The organism is Arthrobacter sp. CAN_C5, assembly GCF_017875735.1.
Taxonomy (GTDB): Bacteria; Actinomycetota; Actinomycetes; order Actinomycetales; family Micrococcaceae; genus Arthrobacter_D.
Genome location: NZ_JAGGMZ010000001.1, coordinates 2,588,499 through 2,612,008, shown reverse-complemented (window position 1 = coordinate 2,612,008; position 23,510 = coordinate 2,588,499). Strand labels below are relative to the sequence as shown.

The following is a 23,510-nucleotide window of genomic DNA, read 5'->3' as shown; positions in this document are numbered from 1 at the left end:
ACGACTATTCGTCAAGAACAAACTCTTCGAGCTGGTTTAGTGCCTTTGCGTGCCCGTTTCGGTTACCCTCGATCATGCCGTCACCGACGAATGAGGTGACTTGGCTCGTGAGCTGCACCTCGGTTATATCCCCGCTGACGGTGAAACTCCAGGTGACCACGCCCGCGCTTAGTGGCTGATCAGAGGTCGTCACGGTCTCGGTGTACACAATAAGCGATTGGGGCACGATGAGCGAGTAGTCGACGATGTTGACGAAATCGAGCGATTCAGGCGAGCCGCAGCGGTATCGGTCGCGACCACCGACTTCGAACGCTGCCCGTTCGTAGACCATCGCTTCGCCCATAGGCACGCTCCACCGAGCACGCTGAATCGGATCAGCGAATGCTTCCCAAACCCTCGATAGCTCGGCATTAATCGTTTTCGTGAACTTCAGTGTTTCGTGAACGATCGACATTCCAGCTCCTGTGCGATTATGTATCCGTTGTTGCCATTGACGCCCACCTTACGGACCGGCTGAAGATGTCTGCCGGGGACAACCCACTGTGCCCTTTGTGCGGAGTGCAAGTCATCAGAAGCACCGCAATTAACCGCCATTTCTGGCTCCAGTGCGGATTTGTTTCCCAGGCTCTGGCGCTGGCTGCGTTCGTCTCAGCAATGTGTCTGAAGGTCATCACTCTCATCAACAGCCCAAATGACCTTTGATGGGATTATGGGCCGCTGATGAGGGTTATGGTGACGACGAGGACCTGGATAAGGACGAAGCCCCAGAGGGCGGAGGTTGCTGCCCACCACGGATGCCTGGTTCGCAGCGCGAAGGCAGCTCCGGTCAGGCCGAGAAGGATGGGTATGGTGAAGACCCAGATTGGGCGAGGGGTGCCGCTTCCAGCCCAGTCGGGGAGAAGGAAGACGACAGCGAACGCCAGGAGCATCAACACCCATGTAGCAACGGGCCGAGTGGCTCGCGGTTCCTGGTGGTCCGCGTGATCTGCGTAGGTCATGACTTCAGCACCTCCTATCCTTCGTGCAATCTATTGTGTCGTTGACGGCCTACTTCAAGGGGTTGCAGAGGCAGTAGGTGAAGTAGGTACTCACTGCTGCAGCTACGGCTCGTTCCTGTGTCTTCATGCGGGACGCGTTCGCGCGTACGTCGCGGACGATGGCCCGGTCACAGGAACATGCGAAGTAGCCGCGTGAGCCGTAGCACTGGTCGTGGGTGCGGCAAATCGAGTCAAGGACGTCCACCGCCGCGCCGCCACCGTGGCCGGGGCCACACCAGTTGCCTCAAATGGGCAAGCTCGCCCGGATCGACACCTGACCTTCAGGAGCGGGCTGCTGGGACGCGGCGAGCTGATTGATGACGGTTCCCATTTCCAGGATCGTCAGGTCAGCATTCGCCGCGTGTGCGGCGTCGGTGTCGAAGTAGGTGGAACCATCAGGGGCCGTGCGCATGAACTTTGTTGCTTCCTCGACCTGACAGTCGAAGGCCTGCGTGACGTTGCCTTTGCCCTTTCCTTGACCTTTCCCGTTGCCGTGTCCTTGGCTCTGAAGAGTGCCGGCATTGTCCGCTGTCGCTGAGATGGACATCATGAGAGGTGACGCGGCGATTGCTGGGGACCCTCCTGTGAGGACGAGGGCTGTGAGGCCAAGAACGGCCCAGTTGCGCAGATTGGATTGACCGAGCTTGGGTGATGACAGACGTGAGACCATTTTTCTTCCCCCAAAGAAGTCACAGGTGCTCCAGTGCCTGATCGGCACCTTCGACGGTAGGGCTGACAGTATGCTGGGCCCACCCCGCGGTCAATGGTCGGATTAGGGGCCGCCGGCAACTACGGCGGATCAGCTGATTGGGAGGCGACCCATAGTTTCGCGTCTAGGTGGCCGATGCGCCGATATACGGTGGTCCGTGACATGCCCAGGTCTCGGGCGACGTGAGAGGCGGGTTGGCCTTGTTCGATGAGCCTGCGGGCATTGGCGATCTGGCTGTCGGAGAAGATTGGGCGTCGGACGCCGAGGTCGAGGCCGGCGTCTCGGCGTTTGGTGATGGAGTTGTTGGCGTGTTCGCGTTTGATCTCCAACTCCATCTGGGCCAGGGCTGCCATGACGGTGAAGACCATCGAGCCCATGGGTGTGCCTGTGTCGACGTTCCCGCCGCCGAGATTCAATACCCGACGGTTTACCTTCCATGCCTTTAGCTCGTCGGCAAGGGCGAGCATGTCCGATGTCGATCGTCCCAGCCGATCAAGCGCCGTCACGATCAGGGTGTCACCCGGGTGCACTGCCTCGAGGGCTTTATTGAACTCGGGGCGGCGGGCGTGAGCTCCGCTGACTCCGTGATCGATGTAGAGGTCATCGCGACGAACGCCGGCGCCAAGAAGGTCTGCGACCTGCCGATCGGTGGGCTCGGGTTAAAACTCTCGCATATCCCATCAGCTTGCTCATGCCGCTCCTCGCACCAAATTCTCCACTAGGTGCCTTGCAACCAACGCTGTTGCCGCTGATTGGCACCCCTGCTTAGGAGGCAGGGTAGCAAGACATAATAGGAGCAGTGGTGGGGGAGAAGAGGTTGTGTCTGGGGTCAGACCTCGGGGAATGTCTTGCGGTTCGGGATCGTCCGCGAGACGTCGGTTCCCGCGACACCAATCAATCTATGGGAGGGTCGAGTGGGACTGCTGAAGGTTTGGTTGACTCCTAACCTGTGAGGATTAGCCTCGCGGGTGGAAGGATGTTCATCATGCCTAAAGCCTTTCCCGAAGAGTTCCGCCGTGACGTGGTCGCGGTTGCCCGTAAGGGCGAAGCTCCCTTGTCCACGATTGCTAAGGACTTCGGTGTTTCCTCGGCTGCCCTGCACCGTTGGTTGAAGAAAGCCGACGAGGAAGACGACCCTAAAGCCAGAGCGGCGAAGGAAGAATCCGTCGAGTTGCGCGACGCCAGGAAGCGCATCAAGTTGCTCGAGCAGGAAGCCGAAGTGATGCGAAGGGCCGTCGCTTATCTTTCCCGGGACGTCAACCCAAAATGATGTACCCGCTGGTACGCGAACTGGCCGCTGACGGTGTTCCCGTCACGGTGACCTGCCGGGTATTGCACTTCTCCAAACAAGCCTTCTACAAGTGGAGGGCAAACCCTGTCGCAGCCCGGGATTGGGAAGAGGCGCACCTGATCAACGCCGCCCTCGACATCCACGCCGACGATCCGGCGTTCGGATACCGGTTCATCGCCGATGAACTCAACGCCGACAAGGCCCCTGTGGCCAGTGAGCGGCGCATCTGGCGGCTGTGCTCGACCAATGGCATCCTCTCGGTCATTCACCGCAAACGGGTCGGAGGAGGCAAGGCTGGCCCGCCGGTCCACGATGACCTGCTGCAACGGGACTTCACCGCTGACGCCCCAGATACCAGGTGGGTTACCGACATCACCGAACACCCCACCGGGGAGGGCAAGCTCTACCTCCGCGCGATCAAGGACCTGTATTCGAACCGAATCGTGGGCTACTCCATCGACGGACGGATGAAAGCCTCACTAGCGGTCGCCGCGCTGGCCCACGCTGTGGCGCTGCGAAGCCCTTCCGGGACCGTGGTGCACTCAGACCGAGGCAGTCAATTTCGGTCCCGGAAGTTCGTTTCCGCCCTGCACGCCAACGGGCTGACAGGGTCCATGGGACGAGTCGGCGCATGCGGCGATAACGCAGCAATGGAATCGTTCTTTTCGCTACTGCAGAAGAACGTGCTGAACCGGAAACGGTGGGAAACACGCCACGAACTACGGTTGGCGATCATCACCTGGATCGAACGCACCTACCACCGCCGGCGACGGCAGAAAGCCCTCGGTAAACTAACCCCGATCGAGTTTGAGACAATCAACAACATGGCGCTAGCCGCCTAAGAAACTATCAACCCCACGAGTCAACCAAACCGTGGGCAGTCCCAGTTCATGCTTACAGATTTCACCAAGGCATGGAACCAAGGTCAGAACGTCGTCCTCTACGAGAAGGAGAATGACGCGATCGACCATGAGGGAACGCTCTGGCGTGCGATTCAGGCAGCTGCGCCTTGGGAAGGGAAAGACCTTCTAGACCTGGGATGCGGCACCGGATATTGGTTACCTCGCTATGCCCCGACCACACGTCGGCTTTACGGCGTGGAACCCGACACGACCCTCTTAGAGGCTGCAAGCGAAAGGACCTCTAATGCGGAGGTACTTCACGGCTCAGCTGAACACATTCCATTACAAAATGCCTCGGTCGACGTTGTGCATGCTCGCTTTGCCTACTTCTTTCCCTCGCCAAACAACGAGTGCTCAGCAGGATTGGCTGAGGTGCTCCGTGTTCTCCGACCGGGTGGTTCGCTGGTCGTGATTGATAATGACCAGGAGCATGGCGACTTCGCTGATCTCCTTCGGGCTGGCAACGTAGCCGAGTATCAAGGACCGGGTGAGTATATTCTGCAGTGGTGGCGGGATCGAGGCGCCACTACCGAAAAGGTTATGAGTAGCTGGACTTTTCGCTCCGCGCGCGACCTGGAAGAGGTAGTTGCCATGGAATTCCCTCAGGGCACGGCGCGGTCCTGGCTCCAAGACCACCCGAATCAAACAATGCTTTCTTATGGCTATCTTCTCCACACTCTGACTAAAGCGATTTGAGCGCAGTCTTCAGACGAGCATGCGAGATGCAGGGTTTGCTGTCGCGGTCAAGGATCCGCCTGCAGGCGTTCAGCGCTACTTCACTTCAGTGAAACGAGTGCCAAGAGGTTCAGATAGAACTGAGAGGTCCAAGGTTTCAGGATCTGTGGCGCCGAGCCCGACCTCGGAGTAATCAACGACGAACCAGTTCTTTCCCTCGGCGAAGTACACGGAACCGCCAGTCTCCGCCGTGCCAGCCATCAAGTTGTATGCATCGTCACGAGCATCTTGCGATGTGAAGTAAAAGATCTCGGCCGTTTGAGTGCACTTCACCGATTCGGCAGGTATCTGTCCGTCATCCCCGATGACAGTGGTGGGTGAGGGTGGGTCATCCAAGCAGTCGAGATGGTTGGACACAACCCCTCGGGCATCTTCCAAAGAATTGATCGACGGCAACCCATCAATAGATCGGTTCTCCGTATTGCAGGCAGTGCAGGTTCCGACGAGAAGTGTAAGAAAGGCTGTCATCACCGCAATTCGGCTTTTCACCATTATCTGTCCCCCATCTACTTTGCAAGATATCGTGGCACACTCAGGACCAATTGAGAAAGATACGGCCGATCTTCTGGTGCGGCCGGGGATACCTCTATGGATCGTCGGCTGATCTGCGACGCTAGGCAAGGATGAAGTTGTGCCACAACCGATAGCGGGGAACGTGAGCCATCTGCCAGGACAACCGAGCATGTTAGTGACCGACGGAGTGAGCCATTGTGGTTGAGATGTGGGATCGGTTGAACGTTCCGCAGCGGCTGGTAGCGCAGGCTGTGGCGGCTGCTACGTTGTGGGTCCTCACCTATCTGTCGTCGTTCCTGTGGTTCGCGTGGCTTGGGGGCACTGTGCGTGACGGTCTCTGGTATTCCTATGGTCAGGCATGGGAGTACGTCGGTCTGACCGTGACGGTTATTGTCCTGAGTCGATGCTTTGCCCTAATGCTCAACAGGGGCCTTGTCATAGGAACCATGTCCCTGTCGTTGATCTTCGCCTTCTATGATTCGACGCGAGGGGATGTGACCGGCACCTCGCTCGTTGGCATACCCGTCGTAGCAGTAGTAGCACCTCTGTTCATCGCGGTAGCCCTCGTGGGCTCCACCTATCGATTCCGGCTTGCCACCGAGGAGGGCAATGACGAGCTCGAGGGTTCTGCATGGAATCGATCGTAAATGGACAGGAAGTCAGTCCCTGAGCCGGGCCGTCAGCTCGTGACTGCCCGTGAACGAAGCCTCCGCATAAAGACCGTGCGACGGGGCCAGAAGTCTCCTCTAGCTGGAGAGCTGTAGATCCTTAGGGGAGTAGCGATACTCGTAGCGAAGTTTCTTGATTTGTTTGATCGCCATGAAGATCAGAAGGGGCTCCCTGATCGGCTCGAATCCCTGGTCTGTGCGACAGGAAGCTCGGCTCGCATGCTCGTGCGAAGTGTGGGTCTCGGATTTGGGAGGTCCATGAGCTAAGGGTGAATGCTCGACGGCGCCTTGAATCAGGTGGTCGTGGTGTTGGCCATGCTCCAGCTGGCGAGGAAGGGTAGTTTCCGTGTGGTGTCCGAATCGGGTTGCGCCGTGTACACGATGAGGACCTGATCGGCGTTGCGTGTCGACGTCATGGTCTCGATGTCGAAGGACAATGTCCCCACATCGGGGTGGAGGATCTGCTTTGCGGCGGATGCATAATCCTGGACGCTGTGGTCCTCCCACCATCGTGCGGCGTCGACGTCCCGCGATCTGAGTTCATCGATTAACGTGATCAGCCGGTGATCGTCGGGGTGGCGGCCGAGCTCACCGCGGAGAGCAGAGATTGATGAGGCGGCGAAATGCTCCCAGTTCACGATGCGTTCCCGGGCGAGGGGTTCGAAGAACAGGTAGCGCATCAGGGATGAGCCGGGTCGTACGTCACCGAGGACGGCGGCGAGGAGCGCATTGGTCGCCAGCACTTCTCCCCGGCGGGCGAGGATGAGCGCCGGCACATGATCGATGACGGTCATCATCCGGAGCAACCCCGGGTCAGCGTGCTGCTCGACGGCGATTGGGGAACGGCGCCGCGGTGAGGGACTGGCCAGTATGTGAAGGTGCTGCCGCTCTACTTCCGTCAGGCGCAGCGCCTTAGCCAGGGCGTCGAGGACGCTTCGGGAGACATTCGCCTGCCGTCCTTGTTCCATGCGGCTGTAGTAGTCGGAACTCACGCCGGCCAAGACCGCTAGTTCCTCCTTGCGTAGTCCGGGCACACGGCGCGGCCCGGGGAAGGCCCGCATACCGACGTCTGCCGGGGTCAGGCTGTCGCGGCGGGAGCGCAGGAACAATCCGAGGTGCGTTCGATCAGCTGCCATGTCCTCACTGTAGGGTCTCGCGTACTGCTCTGCGTGGTCCTGTCATGCCCGGGTTGACTGTGATCTGGTTCCCGTGTCCGGCCCGGATGTAGAAATGATTCATGCCATTGACATCGATTAACCCATCCATCAGCGCCCGGTCCCTTGAGGGCCGGACTGCGCTCGTTACCGGTTCCACGAGCGGCATCGGGGCCGCCATCGCCTCTACCTTGGCGGCGGCTGGCGCGGGGGTCCTGGTGAGCGGACGTGACAAAACTCGCGGACAGACGGTCCTAACCCGGATCCGGGAAGAGGGAGGCCAGGCACGGTTTCTTGGCGTCGATCTGGCCGCCGACCACGGGGACCTGCGACAGTTCGCCATCGAAGCCACCGATCTGCTCGGAGGACGCATCGACATCCTCGTCAACAACGCGGGGATCTATCCTGCGACGACGACCGCGGACCTTACCGACGGTGAGCTCGATGCCATGCTCGCCGTCAACGTGCGGGCGCCTCACGTTCTTGCGTCATTAATCCTTCCGGCCATGGCCGAGAATGGGGCGGGCGTGGTTGTCAACGTCGGTTCGTGGATGGCGTCGGTCGGTAACCCTTTCGCGGCCATGTATACGGCGACGAAGGCGGCCGTCGAGCAACTCACCAGGTCATGGGCCGCCGAATTCGGTCCCAGCGGTGTGCGTGTCAATACGATCTCCCCGGGAGTGACGCTGACCCCGGGTAACGAGGCAGCCCGCCCGATCCTCGATGCCATGACGGCCGTGACACCGGCGGGCGTGGTGGTACAACCCGAGGACATCGCGCAGGGAGTACTCTTCCTTGCCTCCGACGCCTCCCGCATGATGCACGGAAGCATCCTGGCGATCGACGGGGGAATTCTCTCCACGCGGCCGGCTTGAGACCAAACAACCAGAAACAACTATGAGCACCATGACAGGACTCTCTCCATGGTACGTATCGATTCACCGTTCACTGCAACGAATACCGCCCGGGAGGTCGTCGAGGGTATCGATCTGTCCGGCCGCACCGCGATCGTCACCGGAGGCGCTTCGGGGATCGGCATCGAAACCGCTCGGGCCCTCGCCCATGCCGGCGCGGACGTGACCCTCGCGGTCCGCGACATCAACGCCGGACAGCGTGTCGCGATGGAGATCACCCAGACCCACCCCGGTGCTGTCGTCCACGTCGCGCCCCTCGATCTCGCTGACATCGACTCGGTCAATCGGTTCGCGAACACCTGGTCGGCTCCGCTGCACCTGCTGATCAACAATGCTGGCGTTATGATGACTCCGCAATCGCGGACAGGGCCCGGGTGGGAGTTGCAATTCGCCACCAACCATCTCGGCCACTTCGCCCTCGCACACCGACTGCACGGTGCGCTAGCAGCCGCCGGTAACGCCAGGATCGTCTCGGTGAGTTCCAGCGGACACGGCATGTCCGACATCATCTACGAAGACCTGTTCTTCGAACGAAGACCGTACGACGCCAGTCAGGCCTACGGACAATCGAAAACAGCGAACGTGCTCTTCGCCGTCGAGGCAACAAGGCGATGGGCAGGCGACGGGATCACCGCGAACGCCGTCATGCCCGGCGGGATCTGGACCAACCTGCAGCGCCACTGGGATCCGGAGGTCCTGGCTACAACGAAGAAGCACGTCGCAGCTACGGGCCTGACCATTAAGACACCCGAGCAGGGCGCCGCAACCTCGGTCTTCGCTGCAACCTCCCCTTTGCTGGACGGCATCGGAGGACGATATCTGGAGGACTGCAGGGAAGCCGATGTGGTTCCTGCGATTAAGGACGGGATTTACGGGGTCCGGCACTACGCGCTGGACCACACCAGCGCGCGGCAACTCTGGGACGTCTCCCTCGACCTCCTGCAGCAAGCACCTACCCCGATGCACTGAGGGGTGAAACCGATCTGTGTCGGACCGGAAGTTGTCAAGGTGAATGGGGCCAGTGGGAGTTAGGCGGCTGCTTCTGTCTGGGTTTCCTGGGATGGTTTGTTGATCCATGCCGCGCCGGGGACGGTGAGTATTTTTGGGTCCGTTTCGGTGCTGAATCGTTCGGGATTCTTCTGCCGTGCGGCGGCCAAAGTGATGGAGCGTTCGGTGGCCTTCGTCGCGGCAAGACCGTAGTGGACGTCTGCCGGGGTGTTTAGTCCGATTCCGGTATGGCGGTGGCTGTGGTTGTATCCTTCGACAAAAGTCGCCATGAAGGCCCTCGCATCGGCCAGGGAGCCGAATCGTTCAGGGAACACGGGAGCGAATTTCAAGGTCTTGAACCACGCCTCGCTGTAGGGGTTGTCATTGGATACGCGGGGCCTGGAGTGTGACCTGGTGACTTCCAGATCGGAGAGCAGTACAGCTACGGTCTTGGACGTCATAGAAGTCCCGCGGTCCGCGTGCACGATTTCCGGGATGCCGTGGATACCGAAGATTTCCTTCATCATCTCCACCGCCAACTCCCCGGATTCGTGGGCATGGACGTATGCGCCCACGATGTAGCGGGAGTAAATATCGAGCATCACGTAGGCATCGAAGTACTTACCCCTGACCGGGCCGGCAAGCTTGGTAATGTCCCAGCTGTAGACCTGCCCGGGGCCAGCCGCTGTCAATTCCGGAACGGTCCTGGGCGGATGGCGTGCCTGCCGGCGGCGCTCTTTGACCTGCTTATTCTCAGTCAATATCCGGTAGATCGTTGAGATTGAGCACAGGTAGGTCCCCTCGTCCAGCAGCTGCGCGTAGATCTGGACCGGGGCTAGATCCACGAAGCGGGCAGAGTTCACGGCAGCGAGGATACCGGCGCGTTCGTCCGGGTCGAGCTTGTTTGCCGGGACAGACACGGGCATCGGCCCGGCCTGCGGGATCCGCGGGCTGCGGGTTGCGGTCGCCCGCGGTATCCCGGCCAAGACCGCCGCTTCCCGCGTGGGGATATGCGCACCTGTGAGTTCGGCATAAACCCCCATCAGGGTTTCCTGTACCACTGCTGCTGCTCCTCGCTTTCGGAGATTTCCTCCAAAAGCTGCCGTGCTTTTCCCATGATGTCCAACGCTGCCCGAGTCCGTGCCAGCGTGCGTTCATTCACCTCCAGTTGCCGGCGTAGACGGGCGATTTCGGCCTGCTCAGCGGTAAGCTTGCCGATCTTCTCCCCGGGCTTCCTACCCTCGAGCACACCTGCATCACGGAGTTTGCGCCACTCAGTGATCTGGGAGGAATAGATGCCCTCACGACGAAGGTACGCCCCGCCTCCGGAGCCATCGTCACAGGCCTGTTGGTAAGCGGCCAGATGGGCTAGTTTCTGCGCCGGGGTAAACGACCTTCGAGGCCTTGGACCGCCGGCACGAGGGCCAGAATTACTCATGGACCCATCTTCCCGCACCCGGGAAATTGTGGAGATAGACATTGGTTCTGATCCTGATTCTCGCCCTACGAATTAGACGGACTTGCTATGAGCCACTGGCCTCAACTCACCCTGACACGTAGGGTTGTTGGCTTCGACGGGTCTGACACAGCAGAACGTGCAGTGTTGTGGGCTGCGCATCACGCCGCAGCGACCTGGCTTCCCCTCGTCGTCACGCACTGCTGGATGGGAATGTCTCATCCAACGGTCCTCAGCCCGATGATCGACGACGCCGACAGTGCCCGGCGGGTCGCAGCAGAAAGAATTGCTGCCAGAGGTCTGGACCTCGCCAAACAGGCCGAACCGAAAGTCAACACAAGCGTTAAGATAGTTGCTGGGCGCCCTTCTGAGGTGCTCACCAAGGCCTCCACGGACGCTTCGCTGCTTGTCACCGGCTCTCGAGGACTAGGCGGCTTTAAGGGTCTTCTCATCGGATCTGTCAGCCTTCACCTCGCATCCAGCGCCTCCTGCCCCGTTGCGGTTGTACGCACAGAACGACCTGCGAAAAGGGGAATCCTCGTCGCTATTGATGGCTCCACTCAAAGCGACAAGGCCCTCTTGTTCGCCGCGGATATGGCAAGAGCGCAGCATACCTCTTTGCGTCTTCTACATATCCGTCCCTACAGCCGATATGCCATCACTCGGCCACCAGTCCCGGAATCAAAAGACGACCCCATCATTCAGCGGGCACTCAAACTGCTGCCGGATGACGTCGATGTCACCATTGTCGAAGACGAACTAGCCGGACCCACTGTCCCAAGAAATGTCGTGCTTCACGCACGAGAAGCCGCCTGCGTTGTTCTCGGAGCAAAGGGACGCAACACCCTTCCTGTTCGTCTCGGATCTACCGTGCACGCCGTCTTGCACTATGCCCAAGGGACCACCGTCATCGTCCGCTAACGAACTAAAAACCGATCCCCACCGCAACACTCAGTGTTTGGATGGCCTTCGGGCAAGCCGAGCCAAAGTGGAGGACCAGTAGGTGGCAGCCTTCTCTAATAACGGGAGTTGACTAGAGATTCGTTTACTGAGGGCGCGCTGCGGTGCCCGACGAGGAACCAGACGACCGGGCCAAGGAAGGGTAAAACGAGCGCTGCCCACACCCAAACCGCTTTGATCCTGGTAGTGAGGTGCTGGGAACGAAGTATGTCGATAAGTGCCGTTACAAAGAGCGCCAGGGCCAGGATAGAGATTCCCAGCACGCTAAACTCCCAGGCATTCGGCACAAGAGGATTTGACCCCTCTATGGCAAGTGACAGCACCTAAAACCCCCATCTCGACAGCATCTTTCCAGTCGGAGCTTGAACATACCCAACTCGAACAATTGGATAGCAGCATACCGGGATGTCAGCGACTTCAAATCCCGACGATTCCTCGACATTCCTCGGCCGCTCGTTGATCATCCGGGCATACAGCAACTTCCAGGAAACCAAACGTGATTCCTTCAAAACAGATTGTGGTTGACCAGGTCGTGGAGAACCTACTGCCAGCGGAGCTGATAAGTGACCATCCGGCGTTCAAACATGGTGGGCTACCTGACGATTTATCCGCCGGTCATCCCGGAGCCATTACGGATTCCAGGGAATGGCTCCGCTGCCATAAACAGATCGGTTTGGGAGTTCCCGGGCCACTGAGAGTGCTCTGGACTCCAGAAAAAGATTCGGCTCGGTGAACTGTCCGACGTGGACGATGTAGGTCTCTGCCTTGACGCTACGGGGATGGGGTTCGGACCATGACCGCGTGGCAAGCTGTCACAATGACTGATGCCAACTGGGAGCAAACAATCAGGCGATTCTACGAGCAGGAATTCGACGATTCCGACACGCATGGCTCTATCGCGAGAATGCGTGAACTCGTATCAGGGCGTCCAGAAGGTGACGCCGAGGCGTTATTTGAGTTAGCCGGCGTGCACGACGCCCTTGGGCTCGAGGGCAAAGCGATCCCGCTCTACAGGCGAGCCATCGAAACAGGTCTCAAGGGTACAAGTGCACTTCGTGCGACTATCCAGCTCGCGAGTACCCTGCGCAATGTCGGCGACTTTGCTGAAGCTGTGTCGATTCTCGAATTAATGCCCCATGCTGGAACTGACGAGGGTGCACGCCAAGCTTTCCTTGCTTTGGCGCTGCACGACGAGGGCCGTTACGGTGATTCGCTGCGGGTGGCGCTAGGAGCCCTCATCCCCACTCTGGACGGATATAAACGAGCCCTCACCGACTATGCGGCGCAACTCCCGAGCACTTTCGCTTCACCCTGAATCGGGGTGCTTCGGCGAAGGATCGGTTAGTGGGACTTGAACGCTCGGGACCCGAGTTCAACCATCCGAGTGGGTTGGCAGGAAACTATGATGCCAAGAATTCTTCTTGTATATGAATCTTGTCAGTGGGTTCGAGACGCGGGAATGCCGTCATTGCGCGTTTGCTGCGCCCCATACATACGACGCAGATACCCTGATCGGGTGACTGACCGAACGACCCAATCCCAATAGGTAACGCCGGGTTCAAGTCGAAGTTGCATCCATAAAGCGCCAGCATACAAGGCCTCGGCAATGATCAACCCGAGGGGCAGCATTAAGCCTTCAACAAGCAGAACCTGGCCCCGGAAGACGAGAACGGCAGCGGCAGCGCCACTAAGAATGAGACAACTTATCACGGGCGCCCACTTCACTTTGGGTACACGCGCCGAAGCTAAAACCACCCCAAGACACGCCCCGACAATTGCGATTCCAATCAGCATCATGAATCCCCCTCGATTTGTATTATTGCCATCATCGTCCTATCGGCGCCTTGGACCGAGCCGTTGCTGGTTGTTAGCCAACCGAACGGAAGCAAGGCCGATTCGATTGCTCCGAAGAAGCGTCGCGGTAGGGGTGGCGTATTCCAGCGGTCCCTCAACGCGACAGTAGATCCTGCTTTTGGCTACATCCGTTCTTGACCCCGTTCACGCCAGTAATCTTTCCTTTGCTTCCTTACGGCACGAACTAGGAATACCACCATCGACCCCACGACGACGGTTTGAACAGCAAGAACTACCCACTCCCACGCACCGCTCCTCAAAGCTGGTATCCACGGGGGTACAACTAACACAACAAGAACCAGTAGCAGAAACACCAGTCCTGCCCACTGCTGCTGCTGGGAACGTATCCCTGAGTCCTCGTCAGGTCTATTTGGAACGATACGGATCCAAGACTCCCCCGCCTTCTGTCAGCGGCCATGAAAAACTGCCCATAGGCGGCCACGGAACTGCCCACTGATGGCCAGTAAAACTGCCCGCCGGTGGCCATGGGATCTGCCCACTTCTTTACTGGATCGACCGCGCTTGCGCGGCGGGAGCCTCTTCCCGGGGTTTGATGACGGTGTCTAGTCGCACCAAAGTCGCCCGGGAAGAGGCCCAATTGAAGTCTGACGGAGAAATCATGGAAATACTTGCTGCTTATGATCTGACCGGGTCGTTGCGCGCTGCCGCGGAGCTTACGGGCTGTTCCCACCACACGGTCAACCGGCATGTTGGGGCGCGGAACGCGGGCCAGCCAATGGCCGAGCCGGTCTACCGGGGCCGTGTCACTGACGCGTTCCTGCCCAAGATCGAGGAATGGGTTGAGGCCTCCAAGGGCAAGATCCGCGCCGACAAAGCCCACGACAAACTCCGGGCCCTGGGCTATGAGGGTTCGGAACGCTCGACCCGCCGTGCTGTCGCCCAGGTGCGGGCGGCGTGGCGGCTGGGTCATGTCCGGGTGCACCGGCCCTGGATCACCGAGCCGGGGATGTGGCTTCAGTACGATTTCGGCGACGGCCCCCTGATCGAGGGGAGGAAGACCGTGTTGTTCGTGGCATGGCTGGCGTGGTCGCGGTTCAGGATCGTGATCGCTTTGCGGGACCGGACGGCGCCGAGTGTGTTCGCGGCATTGGACCGCACCTTCCGTGTCCTAAGCGGCGCGCCAACCTATGTCCTGACCGACAATGAGAAAACGGTCACCGTTTCCCATGTTGCCGGGGTCCCGGTGCGTAACCAGCAGACCGTGGACTTCGCCCGCCACTACGGTGTGACAGTGTTGACCTGCCAGCCGGCGGATCCTGCCTCCAAGGGCGGCGTGGAGGCATCGGTGCGGGTCGCTAAAGCCGACATCGTCCCCAAAGACACGAATCTGCGGGCCGAATACGCCTCCTTCGCGGAGATCGAAGCGGCGTGCCAAGTGTTCATGGACGAGGTCAACAACCGTGAGCACCGTGCCACCCGCCGCAAACCAGCGGTGATGCTCGCCGAGGAAGCACCCCGGCTGCACCGGATCCCGGACACCGCGCACACGGTCGCGTTCGGGCTCTCCCGGACGGTGCCGGAGAACACGCCGATGGTCACCTTCGAAAACGGCCAGTACTCCGTCCCGGCAGCCCTGCTCGGCGCGCGCGTATTCGTGCGCAGCCACGGCGCCGGACCCGGTGAGCAGGTCATCATCGTCCATCACGGCAGCGCCGGCCCGGTGGAAATCGCCCGGCACCAGCGGGCCCGCCCGGGCAGCCCCGCGATCAACGACGCCCACTTCCCTGATCACCGGCCGAAGATCCCAGGCGATTACGCGGTCAAGGCCCGCAACGCCGCGGAGGCGGAGTTCCTTGGCATCGGGGACGGCGCCCGCGCGTGGCTGCTCGAAGCCGCCGCCGCGGGCACGGCGCGGATGAACGTGAAGATGGCCGAAGCGGTGGCCTTGGCGAAGATCGCCGGGCAGGCCGACGTCGATCAGGCGTTGGGGACCGCGGCCGTCCATGGCCGCTTCGCGCACAAAGACCTGGCCTCAATCCTGACCGCCGGGGGCGCCCGCACCACGACCCACGCCGCGGACGAAACCCGGTCCTTGACCCAGGGCACGGCCGGGTGGGCGGCCATCGGACGTCCCCCCGGTGCCGGCCGTGGTGAGACCGGACTGGAGGAAAGCGCATGAGCCCGGTCCCGGTCACCGCGCCCGTCCTGCCGGCGGACCTGGAGGCGCTGATGCGGCAGCTGAAGATGCCCTACGCGCGGGCTCTGGCACCGGAGTTGATCGCGACCGCCCGTACGCAACGCTGGGAACCGGCCGAGGTCATCAAGGCCCTCTTCACCGAGGAAGTCGCTGGCCGGTCCCGGTCCATGCTCGCCACCAGGCGTAAAGCCGCAGGGTTCCCGACCGGGAAGACCTTCGGCACCTGGGATCCCGCCGCGTCCTCAGTCCCGCTACCGACACAGCAGGCGCTGCGGACACTGGAATGGATCGGGCGCAAGGAAAACGTTGTCATTTGCGGGCCCTCCGGCACCGGGAAAACGTTCTTCCTCGAAGCCCTCGGGCAGCAGGCCGTCGAGGCCGGCATGCGCGTGGCATGGTTCCGCCTTGAAGACCTCGGCGCGCTGATGCGCGCGCACCGCTCCGACGACAGCGTCACGAAAGTGGTCGCCAGGATCCTGCGCGCGGATTTAGTGGTGGTCGATGACATAGGGCTCCTGCCTGTCGGGACCGATGCCGCCGAGGGCCTCTACCGCCTTGTTGACGCAGCCTATGAGAAACGCTCCATCGCGGTCTCCTCGAATCTGCATCCCGCGGGCTTCGACGAGCTCATGCCCAAAACCCTCGCCACCGCGACGGTCGACCGGCTGCTGCACCACGCACACGTCTGCCAAACCACCGGGGAATCGATCCGCCTCAGCCAAGCCCTGGCCGGACAAGGAGTCACGCCAATGAGCTAAACAAATCCCGAACATGGCCAACGCCGCCGAATACCCGGTGGGCAGATCCAATGGCCATGACCGGGCAGTTTTCATGGCCACCAGCGGGCAGTAATGCTGGCCACCCGTGGGCACCTTTAACTGGCCCTTGACACCTTCCGCACCACTCTTCTGTCTTGATTACGCCAAATCACGAATGCGATTATCAGCAGAACTACGAAAATTGGAATCAAAATGGCGAATAATTCGGTTGCACCAGTATTCATAGTCGGCACATACGCAGCGCCACGCAAGAAGTCATGCCTGAGATCGTACTCCATCAACTGAGCATTTGTGCCTGACAGTAGGCCGTCCCTCACCGCCACCGGAGTCAACAGAACGACAGGATCCGAATTAGTCCCAACGCCCACTGGCAGAGTGACACTGGCTTTTTCGGATTGGACCACGATGAATGAAATATGTTCAGTGTGCCGATTCTTGTAGATCAGCGATTGGCATCACCGGGGTTATAAGAAGGAATTAACTGTGGCTGATTCGTACTCTCTACCGGCCGGCCCGGTAGTGTTATCGCAGGCCGCGTTGGATGTCTCTGAGCGCGGTGGTGTGGTCGCGGAAAGCCGTGCGCCCTCTACGGGTCAACCGAAACACGGTCTGAGGCTTCTTCGCGAGGAATGATTTTTGGGCCTCCAGGTAACCCTGCTCTTCAGCTTCATTTGAACCGGCCGGCCCTAGGACCTGGTTGGCAATCCCTTCGCCTACCCCTAACCAGAGGGCAGCGAATCCTTCGACCAGGTTGAAGTGCCGTGGACGCACGGTGCGGATGTTCGCCCGACCAATAAGGAACACGACGATCAACATGATAAAACCAGTAACAATTATGATGCTGCTGGCCCGGGCCCCTGAATCGCTCCATGCGGTGTAGCAAACCGATCCCTCACCGCGACATCTACCACGCGCCCGCTGACGTGTGATTGCTCTGTTGTTTGACCAATAACGCAAGCATTTGGTCATCGTTATTGGCGGGACTCTTCCCGAATGGGCCTCAAATGGTCGGGAAGACCTGTGGATGTCATCGATGGGAATTCACAGTTGAAGGTGCCGCTATAACCGAAAAGGAATCCGAAGCGGGGGTTGCGAACCTGCATCCTGACGGTGAAGACCTGGCGAATCTCGTCATACGCCTCGTGAAGCTCTGCTGTGCCGGTGAGTGACGCCGGAAAGGTGAACCCGAAGATGCCCTCGTAAAAGCGTTGTGTTCCAGAGGTGAGATATAGCGAACCATCTGTAAGGACTTTGAGGTCTAATCCCGTCGCAAGATGTTGGTGGGTGCCAAGGTAGTCGATGATTCGTCCCTGTTCCGGACTGTAGATCATCGTTGCGTCAAAACGGCGTATTCTTCGGGGACTCATTCTAAGAGTCCTCACGAACGTTACGGTCTCCCGTCCGAGACCATCGATGTAAGGGTAGTTCTCAATGGTTGGGAATAGCAAGTTGATTTGGCCCCGGTTTCGCCGCTTGTTTTGGCCCCACCCTGTTGGTGTTCCGGTCAGTTTTGCCGGGACTTGTTGATGGTCTGTTGGGTGGTTTTCAGCCGGTAGGAATCGGTGCCGGTGTTGATGATGTGGCCGCGGAAGGTCAGCCGGTCCACGACCGCCGCCGCGAGGCGCGGGTCGGTGAACGTCTGGCCCCACTCGCTGAACGGGGCGTTGCTTGCGCAGGCGATGGACGCCCGTTCTTCCCTGGCCGTGATGATCTGGAACAAAAGCTCGGCGCCGTGGGTATCGAGCTTGACGTAGCCGACCTCATCGAGGCAAAGGAGATCCAGGCGCGCGTATTTGCCCACCAGCTTTGATAGCTCCTTGTTGTCGGCAGCCTCGACGAGTTCGTTGACCAGCGCGGCCGTGGTGATGTAGCGGACCCGCCGTCCCTGCTCGGCGGCGGCCATGCCCAGGCCGATGAGCAGGTGTGTTTTCCCGGTCCCGGAATTGCCGAGGAGTACCAGTGGTTCCCCGGCATCGATCCACGCGCCGGTGGCCAGGTGTGTCAGGGTCGCCGGCGGCAGGTCAGGGATCTGGGCCAGGTCCAGGTCTTCGAGGCGTTTGCTGCGAGGGAACTTCGCTTCCTTGATCCGCCGGGCCCGGGCGCGGTTATCGCGTTCCTCGCATTCATAGGTCAGGACCTCGGCGAGGTAGGCCTGGTGGCTGAGGCGCTGCCGGGCCGCTTCGGCTGCCATGGACCCGGCGACCTGCGCGGTGCCTCTCAGATACAGGGTTTTGCAGGCTGCGCCGATCGCCGCCGCGGCGGCGGGCTCACTGAGCTGGCCCATGGACGGTCCTTGCCCGGCGCTCATCGGCTGCCCGCCGCGGCCAGCAGCCCGTCATAGCCGGCCAGCGAGGGCTCCCAGCGGTCGGGCAGGTGCCTGATCCGTCCGGAAACTTCATCAGGTAGCGCCGCCGGGACGTGGTGGAAGCTCTGGCTGGCACGGGCGTCGATGGCCAGATGATCGGGGTCGAAGTCCCCGGTCCTCACGGCGTTCTCCATGGCGCCGGTGACCGCGGCGGCCGGCAGGGTCCGGGCCATCAGCAGGACCTCGATCAGGGCCTTCGTGCCGGCCTTGTCGCCGAGCGCGGCCCGGGCCCTGTCCCAGTATTTCTGGTGGGCTCCGGTGAAGGCCCCGGAGGCGCGGGCGGCCATCAGCGCTGTTGCCCCGGCCAGGGCGCCGGGTTTGCGGGTGAGGACCTCAAGGTAGTGGTCCAGTTCCAGGACGTAGGAATACTTGTGGATGGCCCGGACGTGGGACGCGATCCGGGCGCCTTCGGCGAACATCTCGATGGTGCGGGCACCGAGCCGGACGCTGACCCGGCGCCCGGCATAGCGGGCCGGGACCGAGTAGTAGGACTGGCGGACGCAGACCTGGGACTTGTGGTCGGCCTTGAACGAGAACGTCGAGGCGGCCTCGAACGTGTCCGCCGGCAACGGCCGAAGCATGCCGGCTTCCTCCGCTGCCGCGGCACCGACGGTGACGGGGCGGCCCGTGATGACGCGGTGGTCGTCTTTGACATCGCAGCCAGCCATATACGCGTTCAGCCCGGCCAGGGTATCGAACTCCGGAACCGGGGTCAGCCAGCGGCGGCGGAACCTGCCGACTTCACCTTCGACGCCGCCCTTTTCGTGGGCGCCGTCGATGCCGGGCAGGCAGAAGAACGAGTCGAACCCGTAATGGGAGCGCAGGGCGATGAAGCGTTCGTTTTCCAGCCGTTCACGGCCCAGGATCACGGTGGTGACAGCGGGTTTGAGGTTGTCGTAGCGGATCATTTTGGCCGGGATCCCGCCGAAGCGTTCGAACGCGGTGTTATGCCCGTCCAGAAAGGACTCCTGCGACTGGTTCGCGTAGGCCACATGCGCGGCGCGTCCGGAGTAGGACAGCCGCATCACGAACATGAACAGCTTCGCCTGCACGCCGCCGATCACGGCCTGGAACTCGCCGAAATCGACCTCGGCTTCCCCGCCCGGGGTGTGGGTCTGCGGGACCGCGACGTCAGCCTGCGTGTCGACGAGCCCGCGGCGGATCCTGGCCACAGCGTGGGCGACCGTGGACTCGGCAACCACGACGCCGTGTTCATCGACCAGCCGCTGCCAGATCCGGCGGGCCGTGTGGCGCTGTTTGCGCGGTGACTTCTGGTCCGCGGTCAACCAGGCCCGGATGGTGTCCTCCCAGGGCCCCAGCTTCGGAGCCTTCCGCTCCGGCGTCTTCCGTGCCGGCGGCGTGGCCTCCGCCAACGCGGCCCGGACGGTACGGCGGTGAACGCCGTGCACCCGTGCCAACTCTCTGACCGACATATCTTTATCCCTCGCATCAAGGCGGATACGCTCGAATTGCTTCACTCTCGATCTCTCTTTCAAACCCGTTCCGATCTCTTCGTCTTGGCCGACAAAAAGAACGCTACGGGCGGGTCGAGGGTGGGGCCACTTCAAACGGCTAAAAGTCCCCTAAGTGGGGCCATTTCAGAGTGCCATACCCAAATGGTGAAAGGAACGTTCGTTCCTCTGTCCGGGAAAAGGATGTTGCGAAAGGCGCCCAAGCGCAGAAAAGGAACCGTCCACCATGCACCGCGTTTCACTTCGCCGAAGGTGCCGGAACCGATACAGGCGTAGCCGAAATCCACGCCGACACCGAAACGCTTCTGCAGCATTGGATGCAGCCGCTGGAAGTCCTCTCCCAAAGCCTCCCTAAAAATGGAAGTCATGCTCTGTTTTCCTTCATTTGTCCGTACTTCGAAGGTATGCCTAATGGAGTTGGCAGGGTTACAAGTGTGGGTGGTGCAGATGCCCCCTCTTTCACTAGTGGGCGTCTGAGGCATCGTCGGGCTCGAGGCACCGTTTGGTGAGCCGGAAGTAAAGTGACAGCAGCAATTGCTGCCGAAGAGAATGCAAGATGGAGTATACGGTGACGGCAGGGCTGAAACAGAGCGCGCCTCAAAGAAGTGGCTGCGCCGATAAGGGCGGCTGTTCGGGCGACTCCGTCGAGAATCCATCTAGTTCGTGCCATTGCCGGATCCTGCCCAGCTTCTGCCCAGAGACGGAGCCTGTCGAAGCTCACCGCCGTCGCCCATACAAGAGCTGGACGGATGAACCCGGAGTCCAATAGTCGGCCGACTAATCCCATCCCCGGATCATAGGTGTATCCAGTGATAAACCTGGTGCCGCGATCAGTCGGAATATAGCGCCAGTAGCCTGAGCCCTTCCTGATCGGCGATAAGGGGTTCGCGGTGGAGAACTTCAGTACCGAAGTTGCCTGCCCGTCTGCCCGGAAACGGTGTCCTAAGGAAACACCCATCCCCGCGATCGTGTAGAACGGTAGATTGAACGCATAGCGGAAATGTGTGACCTTTTGATCGTCTGTGCTAACCGGAACAATGCTAGAAAATCGCAGATCCCACCGGGGATGCTGTTCAGGGTTTTGGCTAAGATCCCATACTTCCTCAAGAGATGCGCCTATTAGGGTCTCGACATAAATCTGCTTCCGACCTGCGGCAGCTACCTTCTTGTTCCCCATTGCCCCCATCTCGGTAGCTTACTGGGCCGCTCATACCCTTCGGATCTACGGGTCTGGAACGCCGCACCCCTCATGATGATCCCGTTTCCCATACGGCCCATTTTCGGAGCCCGTAGCCGATCCCTCACCGCACCGCGCTCAACATCTTGGGGCGGCTGGCAGGTTTAGGTAGCAGGATTTGCATCTGTCGAATAGCGACGTCCCTGGCCGCACCTTGTTCCGACTTCCCAGCTGAAGCAAATTGCCCCGTTCTCGTATGAGCCCTGCAGCTCGGTGGCAAGTGCCCATGCTTCTTCCTGTGTCTCGAACACGCCGAGAACGGTATTGTCAGGAGTTTCGTCCTGGCAGACAATCCAATCTGTTTGGCCAATGCTGCAATCCTAAAGGCCCAAGCATCTCGTATGCCCATGCTCCTACGAGACGAAATGATGCGCTCGGAAGGGCCAATCAGAAGGACATTCCGCGCTAGGCAAGAGTGAATTGGCTCTAACCGAAAAGACTGTTTGTAGCCTTTATGGGAGGACAGCGACGAATAATGCGTTGAATGGAAGACGTCCCGGCCCGCGTGTCGGGCCGGGACATCTACTGTCGTGGTTCGGTTTATGGTTGTTCGTTCACCATCTCGGCGTAGCGGAACATGAATGCTGCCATTGCGTCGCGGTTCACTGGGTCGAGCGCGCGGTAGGTCTTTTGTCCGTCAGGTTCGGTCCAGCCGGTGCTGATGCCGGTGGATGCGAGCCAGGCGATGGCTTCGAAGTGTTCCTGTTCGACGCTGATGTCGGCAAAGGGTGACTGCGTTTGCGGATCGGTGTCTGGTTCGCCAGCGAACCGGTAGAGGAACGCGGCCATGGCGTCGCGGGCGATGGGGCTGAGCGGGCGGAATGCTTTATCGCCGTTTCCATTTGTCCATCCGGCGCTGATTCCCGTGGATTCGAGCCAGGCGATCTCCTTGTAGTACATGCTCTCGGTTGAGACATCGATAAACGGGGATTCCTTCGGTGCGTCGTAGTCCGGCGATCCTGCCAACCGGTACACGAAGGCTGCCATGGCGTCGCGGGCAATCGGGGTGACCGGGCGGTAGGTGTTGGTTCCATTCGGCCCGGTCCATCCTGTGGTTACTCCGGAGGATGCGAGCCACGAGATTTCGTCATGGAACAGCAGGCCCGTCGGCACATCGGTAAAGGATTTGGCTGGGAAATAGGTGACGGCGGGGGCTTCGCTGGTCTGGCCTGCCTGGACCGTTACTACTGCGGCATTGGACTTGAGGATCGCTCCGGAAATCCATTGCCCTGCGCGGGTGAGAGGCCGAAGATTGCTGCCCCTCGGCGGGAATGGCTCACTCAGGTACAGGCGGTAGGAACCTTCGGGCAATCCTCGAAACTCCAGCTCCGGGGTGTTTCCTAGTGCAATCTCCATTGCTACAGCGTCGGGAGAGTAGCCGCAGGGTTCCCCTGTCTGTGGACGTGCTCGAACAGGAAGTTCAGTCCGCCCGGTGGCCGGATAGGCGAAGACACAGGTCATCTCAACGTCAGCCTTCCCCTCTATGTTCAGAGCAATAGTCCCGCTTTCAGCCAGAGGCAGACTTTCGGCGGTCTCGATAGGATTGTCGATCAGGATGCTTTCGGCCGTGGTGAACGATGTGCCTCCGCCGTACCATGTGGGGGCAATGACCAAGGACGAGTGAACCATCATGCTGAACTGGAGCTTGTACTCTCGTCCGGGCGCGAGACCTGCCAACGCGTAGCTTCCGTCAGGTTGCACCTCCGCGTAGGAGGCGTATTGCGGATAATCGGCTGTATCGTACGCGGAGACGATGAGGCGTGAATCGCCCTTGCCGGTCACCGATCCCTGGATGGTGGCACCGGTGGCTAGTTCGAGATCAACGCCCGTTGTTTGTCCATTACCGACGCTCACGAGTTCCGCATCCGACACAGCGAACGCGTCACCGTAGTACTCAGAAACGAGGTTCCCAAACGCGTCGCTGACATAAACGGTGTATTGGCCGGGGCGCAGCCCCTGGACGGTGAACGATCCATCGTCATCTTGGGGCATTGCGTGGCCGTAAAAATAGGAATCCTCTTCGACAACCGAGATATTGATTCCCACGAGACTGCTGCCGGCCGGGGCGGTAATTGTGCCGGAAATGCTGCCGCCTGTATTGGCTGCGACCGACGGCAGCCCTGTTCCCAAAGCCACAGCGGTGGCGACTAGGCCGACAAGGGCGGTGCGCCACCTAGATACGGACCCCATCTGCGATTGCGTTCGTAATGCCTTCTTCATGCCCAATTGGGGTCCCCTCCATAGATGCGAAGCATCAGCCCGTCCTCGAACTGTGCGGCGAGACTAGCGCCCAGACAGTGGAATACGTCTTAGCGGTCT

Annotated in this window: 22 protein-coding genes and 1 pseudogene; 9 read left to right on the top strand and 14 right to left on the bottom strand. The window is 60.4% G+C overall.

Translation table 11 applies throughout. The features are described 5' to 3' along the window. Positions 1-4: 4 nt before the first annotated feature. From H4V95_RS12260 to H4V95_RS12245, 4 genes and pseudogenes are all read right to left on the bottom strand, one after another. Positions 5-454, bottom strand: coding sequence for an SRPBCC domain-containing protein (locus tag H4V95_RS12260; protein ID WP_209730759.1), 450 nt, complete (start codon positions 452-454; stop codon positions 5-7). A 253-nt stretch (positions 455-707) separates the two neighbouring features. Next, complete coding sequence (locus tag H4V95_RS12255; RefSeq protein ID WP_209730758.1) at positions 708-998, bottom strand: hypothetical protein; 291 nt, start codon at positions 996-998, stop codon at positions 708-710. 283 nt (positions 999-1,281) lie between these two features. Further along, on the bottom strand, positions 1,282-1,707 hold the full coding sequence (locus tag H4V95_RS12250) for a hypothetical protein (RefSeq protein ID WP_209730757.1): 426 nt from the start codon (positions 1,705-1,707) through the stop codon (positions 1,282-1,284). Between the two features lie 119 nt (positions 1,708-1,826). Next, positions 1,827-2,439 (bottom strand): annotated as a pseudogene (locus tag H4V95_RS12245) (recombinase family protein). 292 nt (positions 2,440-2,731) lie between these two features. Between H4V95_RS12245 and H4V95_RS12240 the strand changes: the two are divergent. Together H4V95_RS12240 and H4V95_RS12235 are read left to right on the top strand one after the other, a co-directional pair. Continuing rightward, a protein-coding gene (locus tag H4V95_RS12240; RefSeq protein ID WP_209730756.1) for an IS3 family transposase occupies positions 2,732-3,879 on the top strand; the annotation gives its coding sequence in 2 pieces (ribosomal slippage) (positions 2,732-3,011 and positions 3,011-3,879; 1,149 coding nt in all). Positions 3,880-3,927: 48 nt separating this feature from the next. Beyond that, the gene (locus H4V95_RS12235) at positions 3,928-4,635 is read left to right on the top strand and encodes a class I SAM-dependent methyltransferase (protein ID WP_209730755.1); all 708 of its coding nucleotides are present in this window, start codon (positions 3,928-3,930) and stop codon (positions 4,633-4,635) included. 75 nt (positions 4,636-4,710) lie between these two features. On the opposite strand, the gene H4V95_RS12230 is transcribed toward H4V95_RS12235, so the two are convergent. Then, complete coding sequence (locus H4V95_RS12230; RefSeq protein WP_209730754.1) at positions 4,711-5,010, bottom strand: hypothetical protein; 300 nt, start codon at positions 5,008-5,010, stop codon at positions 4,711-4,713. A gap of 374 nt (positions 5,011-5,384) precedes the next feature. Between H4V95_RS12230 and H4V95_RS12225 the strand changes: the two genes are divergently transcribed. Continuing rightward, a complete protein-coding gene (locus tag H4V95_RS12225; protein ID WP_209730753.1) occupies positions 5,385-5,834 on the top strand; it encodes a hypothetical protein in 450 nt (149 codons plus the stop codon). A gap of 314 nt (positions 5,835-6,148) precedes the next feature. Here H4V95_RS12225 and H4V95_RS12220 read toward each other — a convergent pair whose 3' ends face one another. Then, entirely contained in the window at positions 6,149-6,991 is an 843-nt protein-coding gene (locus tag H4V95_RS12220) for a helix-turn-helix transcriptional regulator (protein WP_209730752.1), read from the bottom strand. 101 nt (positions 6,992-7,092) lie between these two features. Here H4V95_RS12220 and H4V95_RS12215 point away from each other — a divergent pair, with 101 nt between their 5' ends. After that, entirely contained in the window at positions 7,093-7,884 is a 792-nt protein-coding gene (locus H4V95_RS12215; RefSeq protein WP_209730751.1) for an SDR family NAD(P)-dependent oxidoreductase, read from the top strand. A gap of 48 nt (positions 7,885-7,932) precedes the next feature. Further along, positions 7,933-8,892, top strand: a complete 960-nt coding sequence (locus tag H4V95_RS12210) for an SDR family NAD(P)-dependent oxidoreductase (protein ID WP_209730750.1) — start codon at positions 7,933-7,935, stop codon at positions 8,890-8,892. A gap of 59 nt (positions 8,893-8,951) precedes the next feature. On the opposite strand, the gene H4V95_RS12205 is transcribed toward H4V95_RS12210, so the two are convergent. After that, positions 8,952-10,348 (bottom strand): IS3 family transposase gene (locus tag H4V95_RS12205; RefSeq protein ID WP_209728238.1). Its coding sequence is split into 2 segments (ribosomal slippage): positions 8,952-9,997 and positions 9,997-10,348, totalling 1,398 coding nucleotides; the frame shifts between segments, so codons are not numbered across the junction. Positions 10,349-10,435: 87 nt separating this feature from the next. Here H4V95_RS12205 and H4V95_RS12200 point away from each other — a divergent pair. Further along, the gene (locus H4V95_RS12200; protein ID WP_209730749.1) at positions 10,436-11,287 is read left to right on the top strand and encodes a universal stress protein; all 852 of its coding nucleotides are present in this window, start codon (positions 10,436-10,438) and stop codon (positions 11,285-11,287) included. A gap of 95 nt (positions 11,288-11,382) precedes the next feature. Here H4V95_RS12200 and H4V95_RS19000 read toward each other — a convergent pair whose 3' ends face one another. Then, positions 11,383-11,589, bottom strand: coding sequence for a PLDc N-terminal domain-containing protein (locus H4V95_RS19000; protein WP_209730748.1), 207 nt, complete (start codon positions 11,587-11,589; stop codon positions 11,383-11,385). A 554-nt stretch (positions 11,590-12,143) separates the two neighbouring features. On the opposite strand from H4V95_RS19000, the gene H4V95_RS12190 reads away from it, so the two are divergent. The 3 genes from H4V95_RS12190 (at position 12,144) to istB (H4V95_RS12180) (ending at position 16,096) form a co-directional block, all read left to right on the top strand. Then, positions 12,144-12,641 (top strand): tetratricopeptide repeat protein, encoded by a 498-nt coding sequence (locus H4V95_RS12190; protein ID WP_209730747.1) that lies wholly within the window; start codon positions 12,144-12,146, stop codon positions 12,639-12,641. A gap of 1,137 nt (positions 12,642-13,778) precedes the next feature. Beyond that, positions 13,779-15,320, top strand: coding sequence for an IS21 family transposase (gene istA / locus H4V95_RS12185; protein ID WP_209730746.1), 1,542 nt, complete (start codon positions 13,779-13,781; stop codon positions 15,318-15,320). Then, on the top strand, positions 15,317-16,096 hold the full coding sequence (gene istB, locus H4V95_RS12180) for an IS21-like element helper ATPase IstB (protein WP_196842421.1): 780 nt from the start codon (positions 15,317-15,319) through the stop codon (positions 16,094-16,096). The genes istA (H4V95_RS12185) and istB (H4V95_RS12180) overlap by 4 nt, the downstream gene beginning before the upstream one ends. A 543-nt stretch (positions 16,097-16,639) precedes the next feature. On the opposite strand, the gene H4V95_RS12175 is transcribed toward istB (H4V95_RS12180), so the two are convergent. The 6 genes from H4V95_RS12175 to H4V95_RS12150 all read right to left on the bottom strand — a co-directional run bounded on the left by H4V95_RS12175 (position 16,640) and on the right by H4V95_RS12150 (position 23,381). Then, positions 16,640-16,933, bottom strand: coding sequence for a transcriptional regulator (locus tag H4V95_RS12175; RefSeq protein WP_209730745.1), 294 nt, complete (start codon positions 16,931-16,933; stop codon positions 16,640-16,642). A 155-nt stretch (positions 16,934-17,088) separates the two neighbouring features. Continuing rightward, on the bottom strand, positions 17,089-17,565 hold the full coding sequence (locus tag H4V95_RS12170; RefSeq protein WP_209730744.1) for a DUF4166 domain-containing protein: 477 nt from the start codon (positions 17,563-17,565) through the stop codon (positions 17,089-17,091). Between the two features lie 56 nt (positions 17,566-17,621). Then, positions 17,622-18,401, bottom strand: a complete 780-nt coding sequence (gene istB, locus H4V95_RS12165) for an IS21-like element helper ATPase IstB (RefSeq protein ID WP_245345517.1) — start codon at positions 18,399-18,401, stop codon at positions 17,622-17,624. A 20-nt stretch (positions 18,402-18,421) separates the two neighbouring features. Further along, positions 18,422-19,960, bottom strand: a complete 1,539-nt coding sequence (gene istA, locus H4V95_RS12160) for an IS21 family transposase (protein ID WP_312883925.1) — start codon at positions 19,958-19,960, stop codon at positions 18,422-18,424. A gap of 86 nt (positions 19,961-20,046) precedes the next feature. Continuing rightward, a complete protein-coding gene (locus tag H4V95_RS12155; RefSeq protein ID WP_209730743.1) occupies positions 20,047-20,322 on the bottom strand; it encodes a DUF4166 domain-containing protein in 276 nt (91 codons plus the stop codon). 1,409 nt (positions 20,323-21,731) lie between these two features. Further along, the gene (locus tag H4V95_RS12150) at positions 21,732-23,381 is read right to left on the bottom strand and encodes a carboxypeptidase regulatory-like domain-containing protein (protein WP_245346140.1); all 1,650 of its coding nucleotides are present in this window, start codon (positions 23,379-23,381) and stop codon (positions 21,732-21,734) included. Positions 23,382-23,510 lie beyond the last annotated feature (129 nt).

Excerpts from the sequence above, each read along its gene's own strand:
- H4V95_RS12260 (WP_209730759.1), bottom strand. The coding sequence starts at position 454 with ATGTCGATCGTTCACGAAACACTGAAGTTCACGAAAACGATTAATGCC.
- H4V95_RS12255 (WP_209730758.1), bottom strand. The coding sequence starts at position 998 with ATGACCTACGCAGATCACGCGGACCACCAGGAACCGCGAGCCACTCGG.
- H4V95_RS12250 (WP_209730757.1), bottom strand. The coding sequence starts at position 1,707 with ATGGTCTCACGTCTGTCATCACCCAAGCTCGGTCAATCCAATCTGCGC.
- H4V95_RS12235 (WP_209730755.1), top strand. The coding sequence starts at position 3,928 with ATGCTTACAGATTTCACCAAGGCATGGAACCAAGGTCAGAACGTCGTC.
- H4V95_RS12220 (WP_209730752.1), bottom strand. The coding sequence starts at position 6,991 with ATGGCAGCTGATCGAACGCACCTCGGATTGTTCCTGCGCTCCCGCCGC.
- H4V95_RS12215 (WP_209730751.1), top strand. The coding sequence starts at position 7,093 with ATGCCATTGACATCGATTAACCCATCCATCAGCGCCCGGTCCCTTGAG.
- H4V95_RS12210 (WP_209730750.1), top strand. The coding sequence starts at position 7,933 with ATGGTACGTATCGATTCACCGTTCACTGCAACGAATACCGCCCGGGAG.
- H4V95_RS12200 (WP_209730749.1), top strand. The coding sequence starts at position 10,436 with ATGAGCCACTGGCCTCAACTCACCCTGACACGTAGGGTTGTTGGCTTC.
- H4V95_RS12190 (WP_209730747.1), top strand. The coding sequence starts at position 12,144 with ATGACTGATGCCAACTGGGAGCAAACAATCAGGCGATTCTACGAGCAG.
- istB (WP_196842421.1), top strand. The coding sequence starts at position 15,317 with ATGAGCCCGGTCCCGGTCACCGCGCCCGTCCTGCCGGCGGACCTGGAG.
- H4V95_RS12175 (WP_209730745.1), bottom strand. The coding sequence starts at position 16,933 with ATGTTGATCGTCGTGTTCCTTATTGGTCGGGCGAACATCCGCACCGTG.
- istB (WP_245345517.1), bottom strand. The coding sequence starts at position 18,401 with ATGGGCCAGCTCAGTGAGCCCGCCGCCGCGGCGGCGATCGGCGCAGCC.
- H4V95_RS12155 (WP_209730743.1), bottom strand. The coding sequence starts at position 20,322 with ATGACTTCCATTTTTAGGGAGGCTTTGGGAGAGGACTTCCAGCGGCTG.
- H4V95_RS12150 (WP_245346140.1), bottom strand. The coding sequence starts at position 23,381 with ATGGGGTCCGTATCTAGGTGGCGCACCGCCCTTGTCGGCCTAGTCGCC.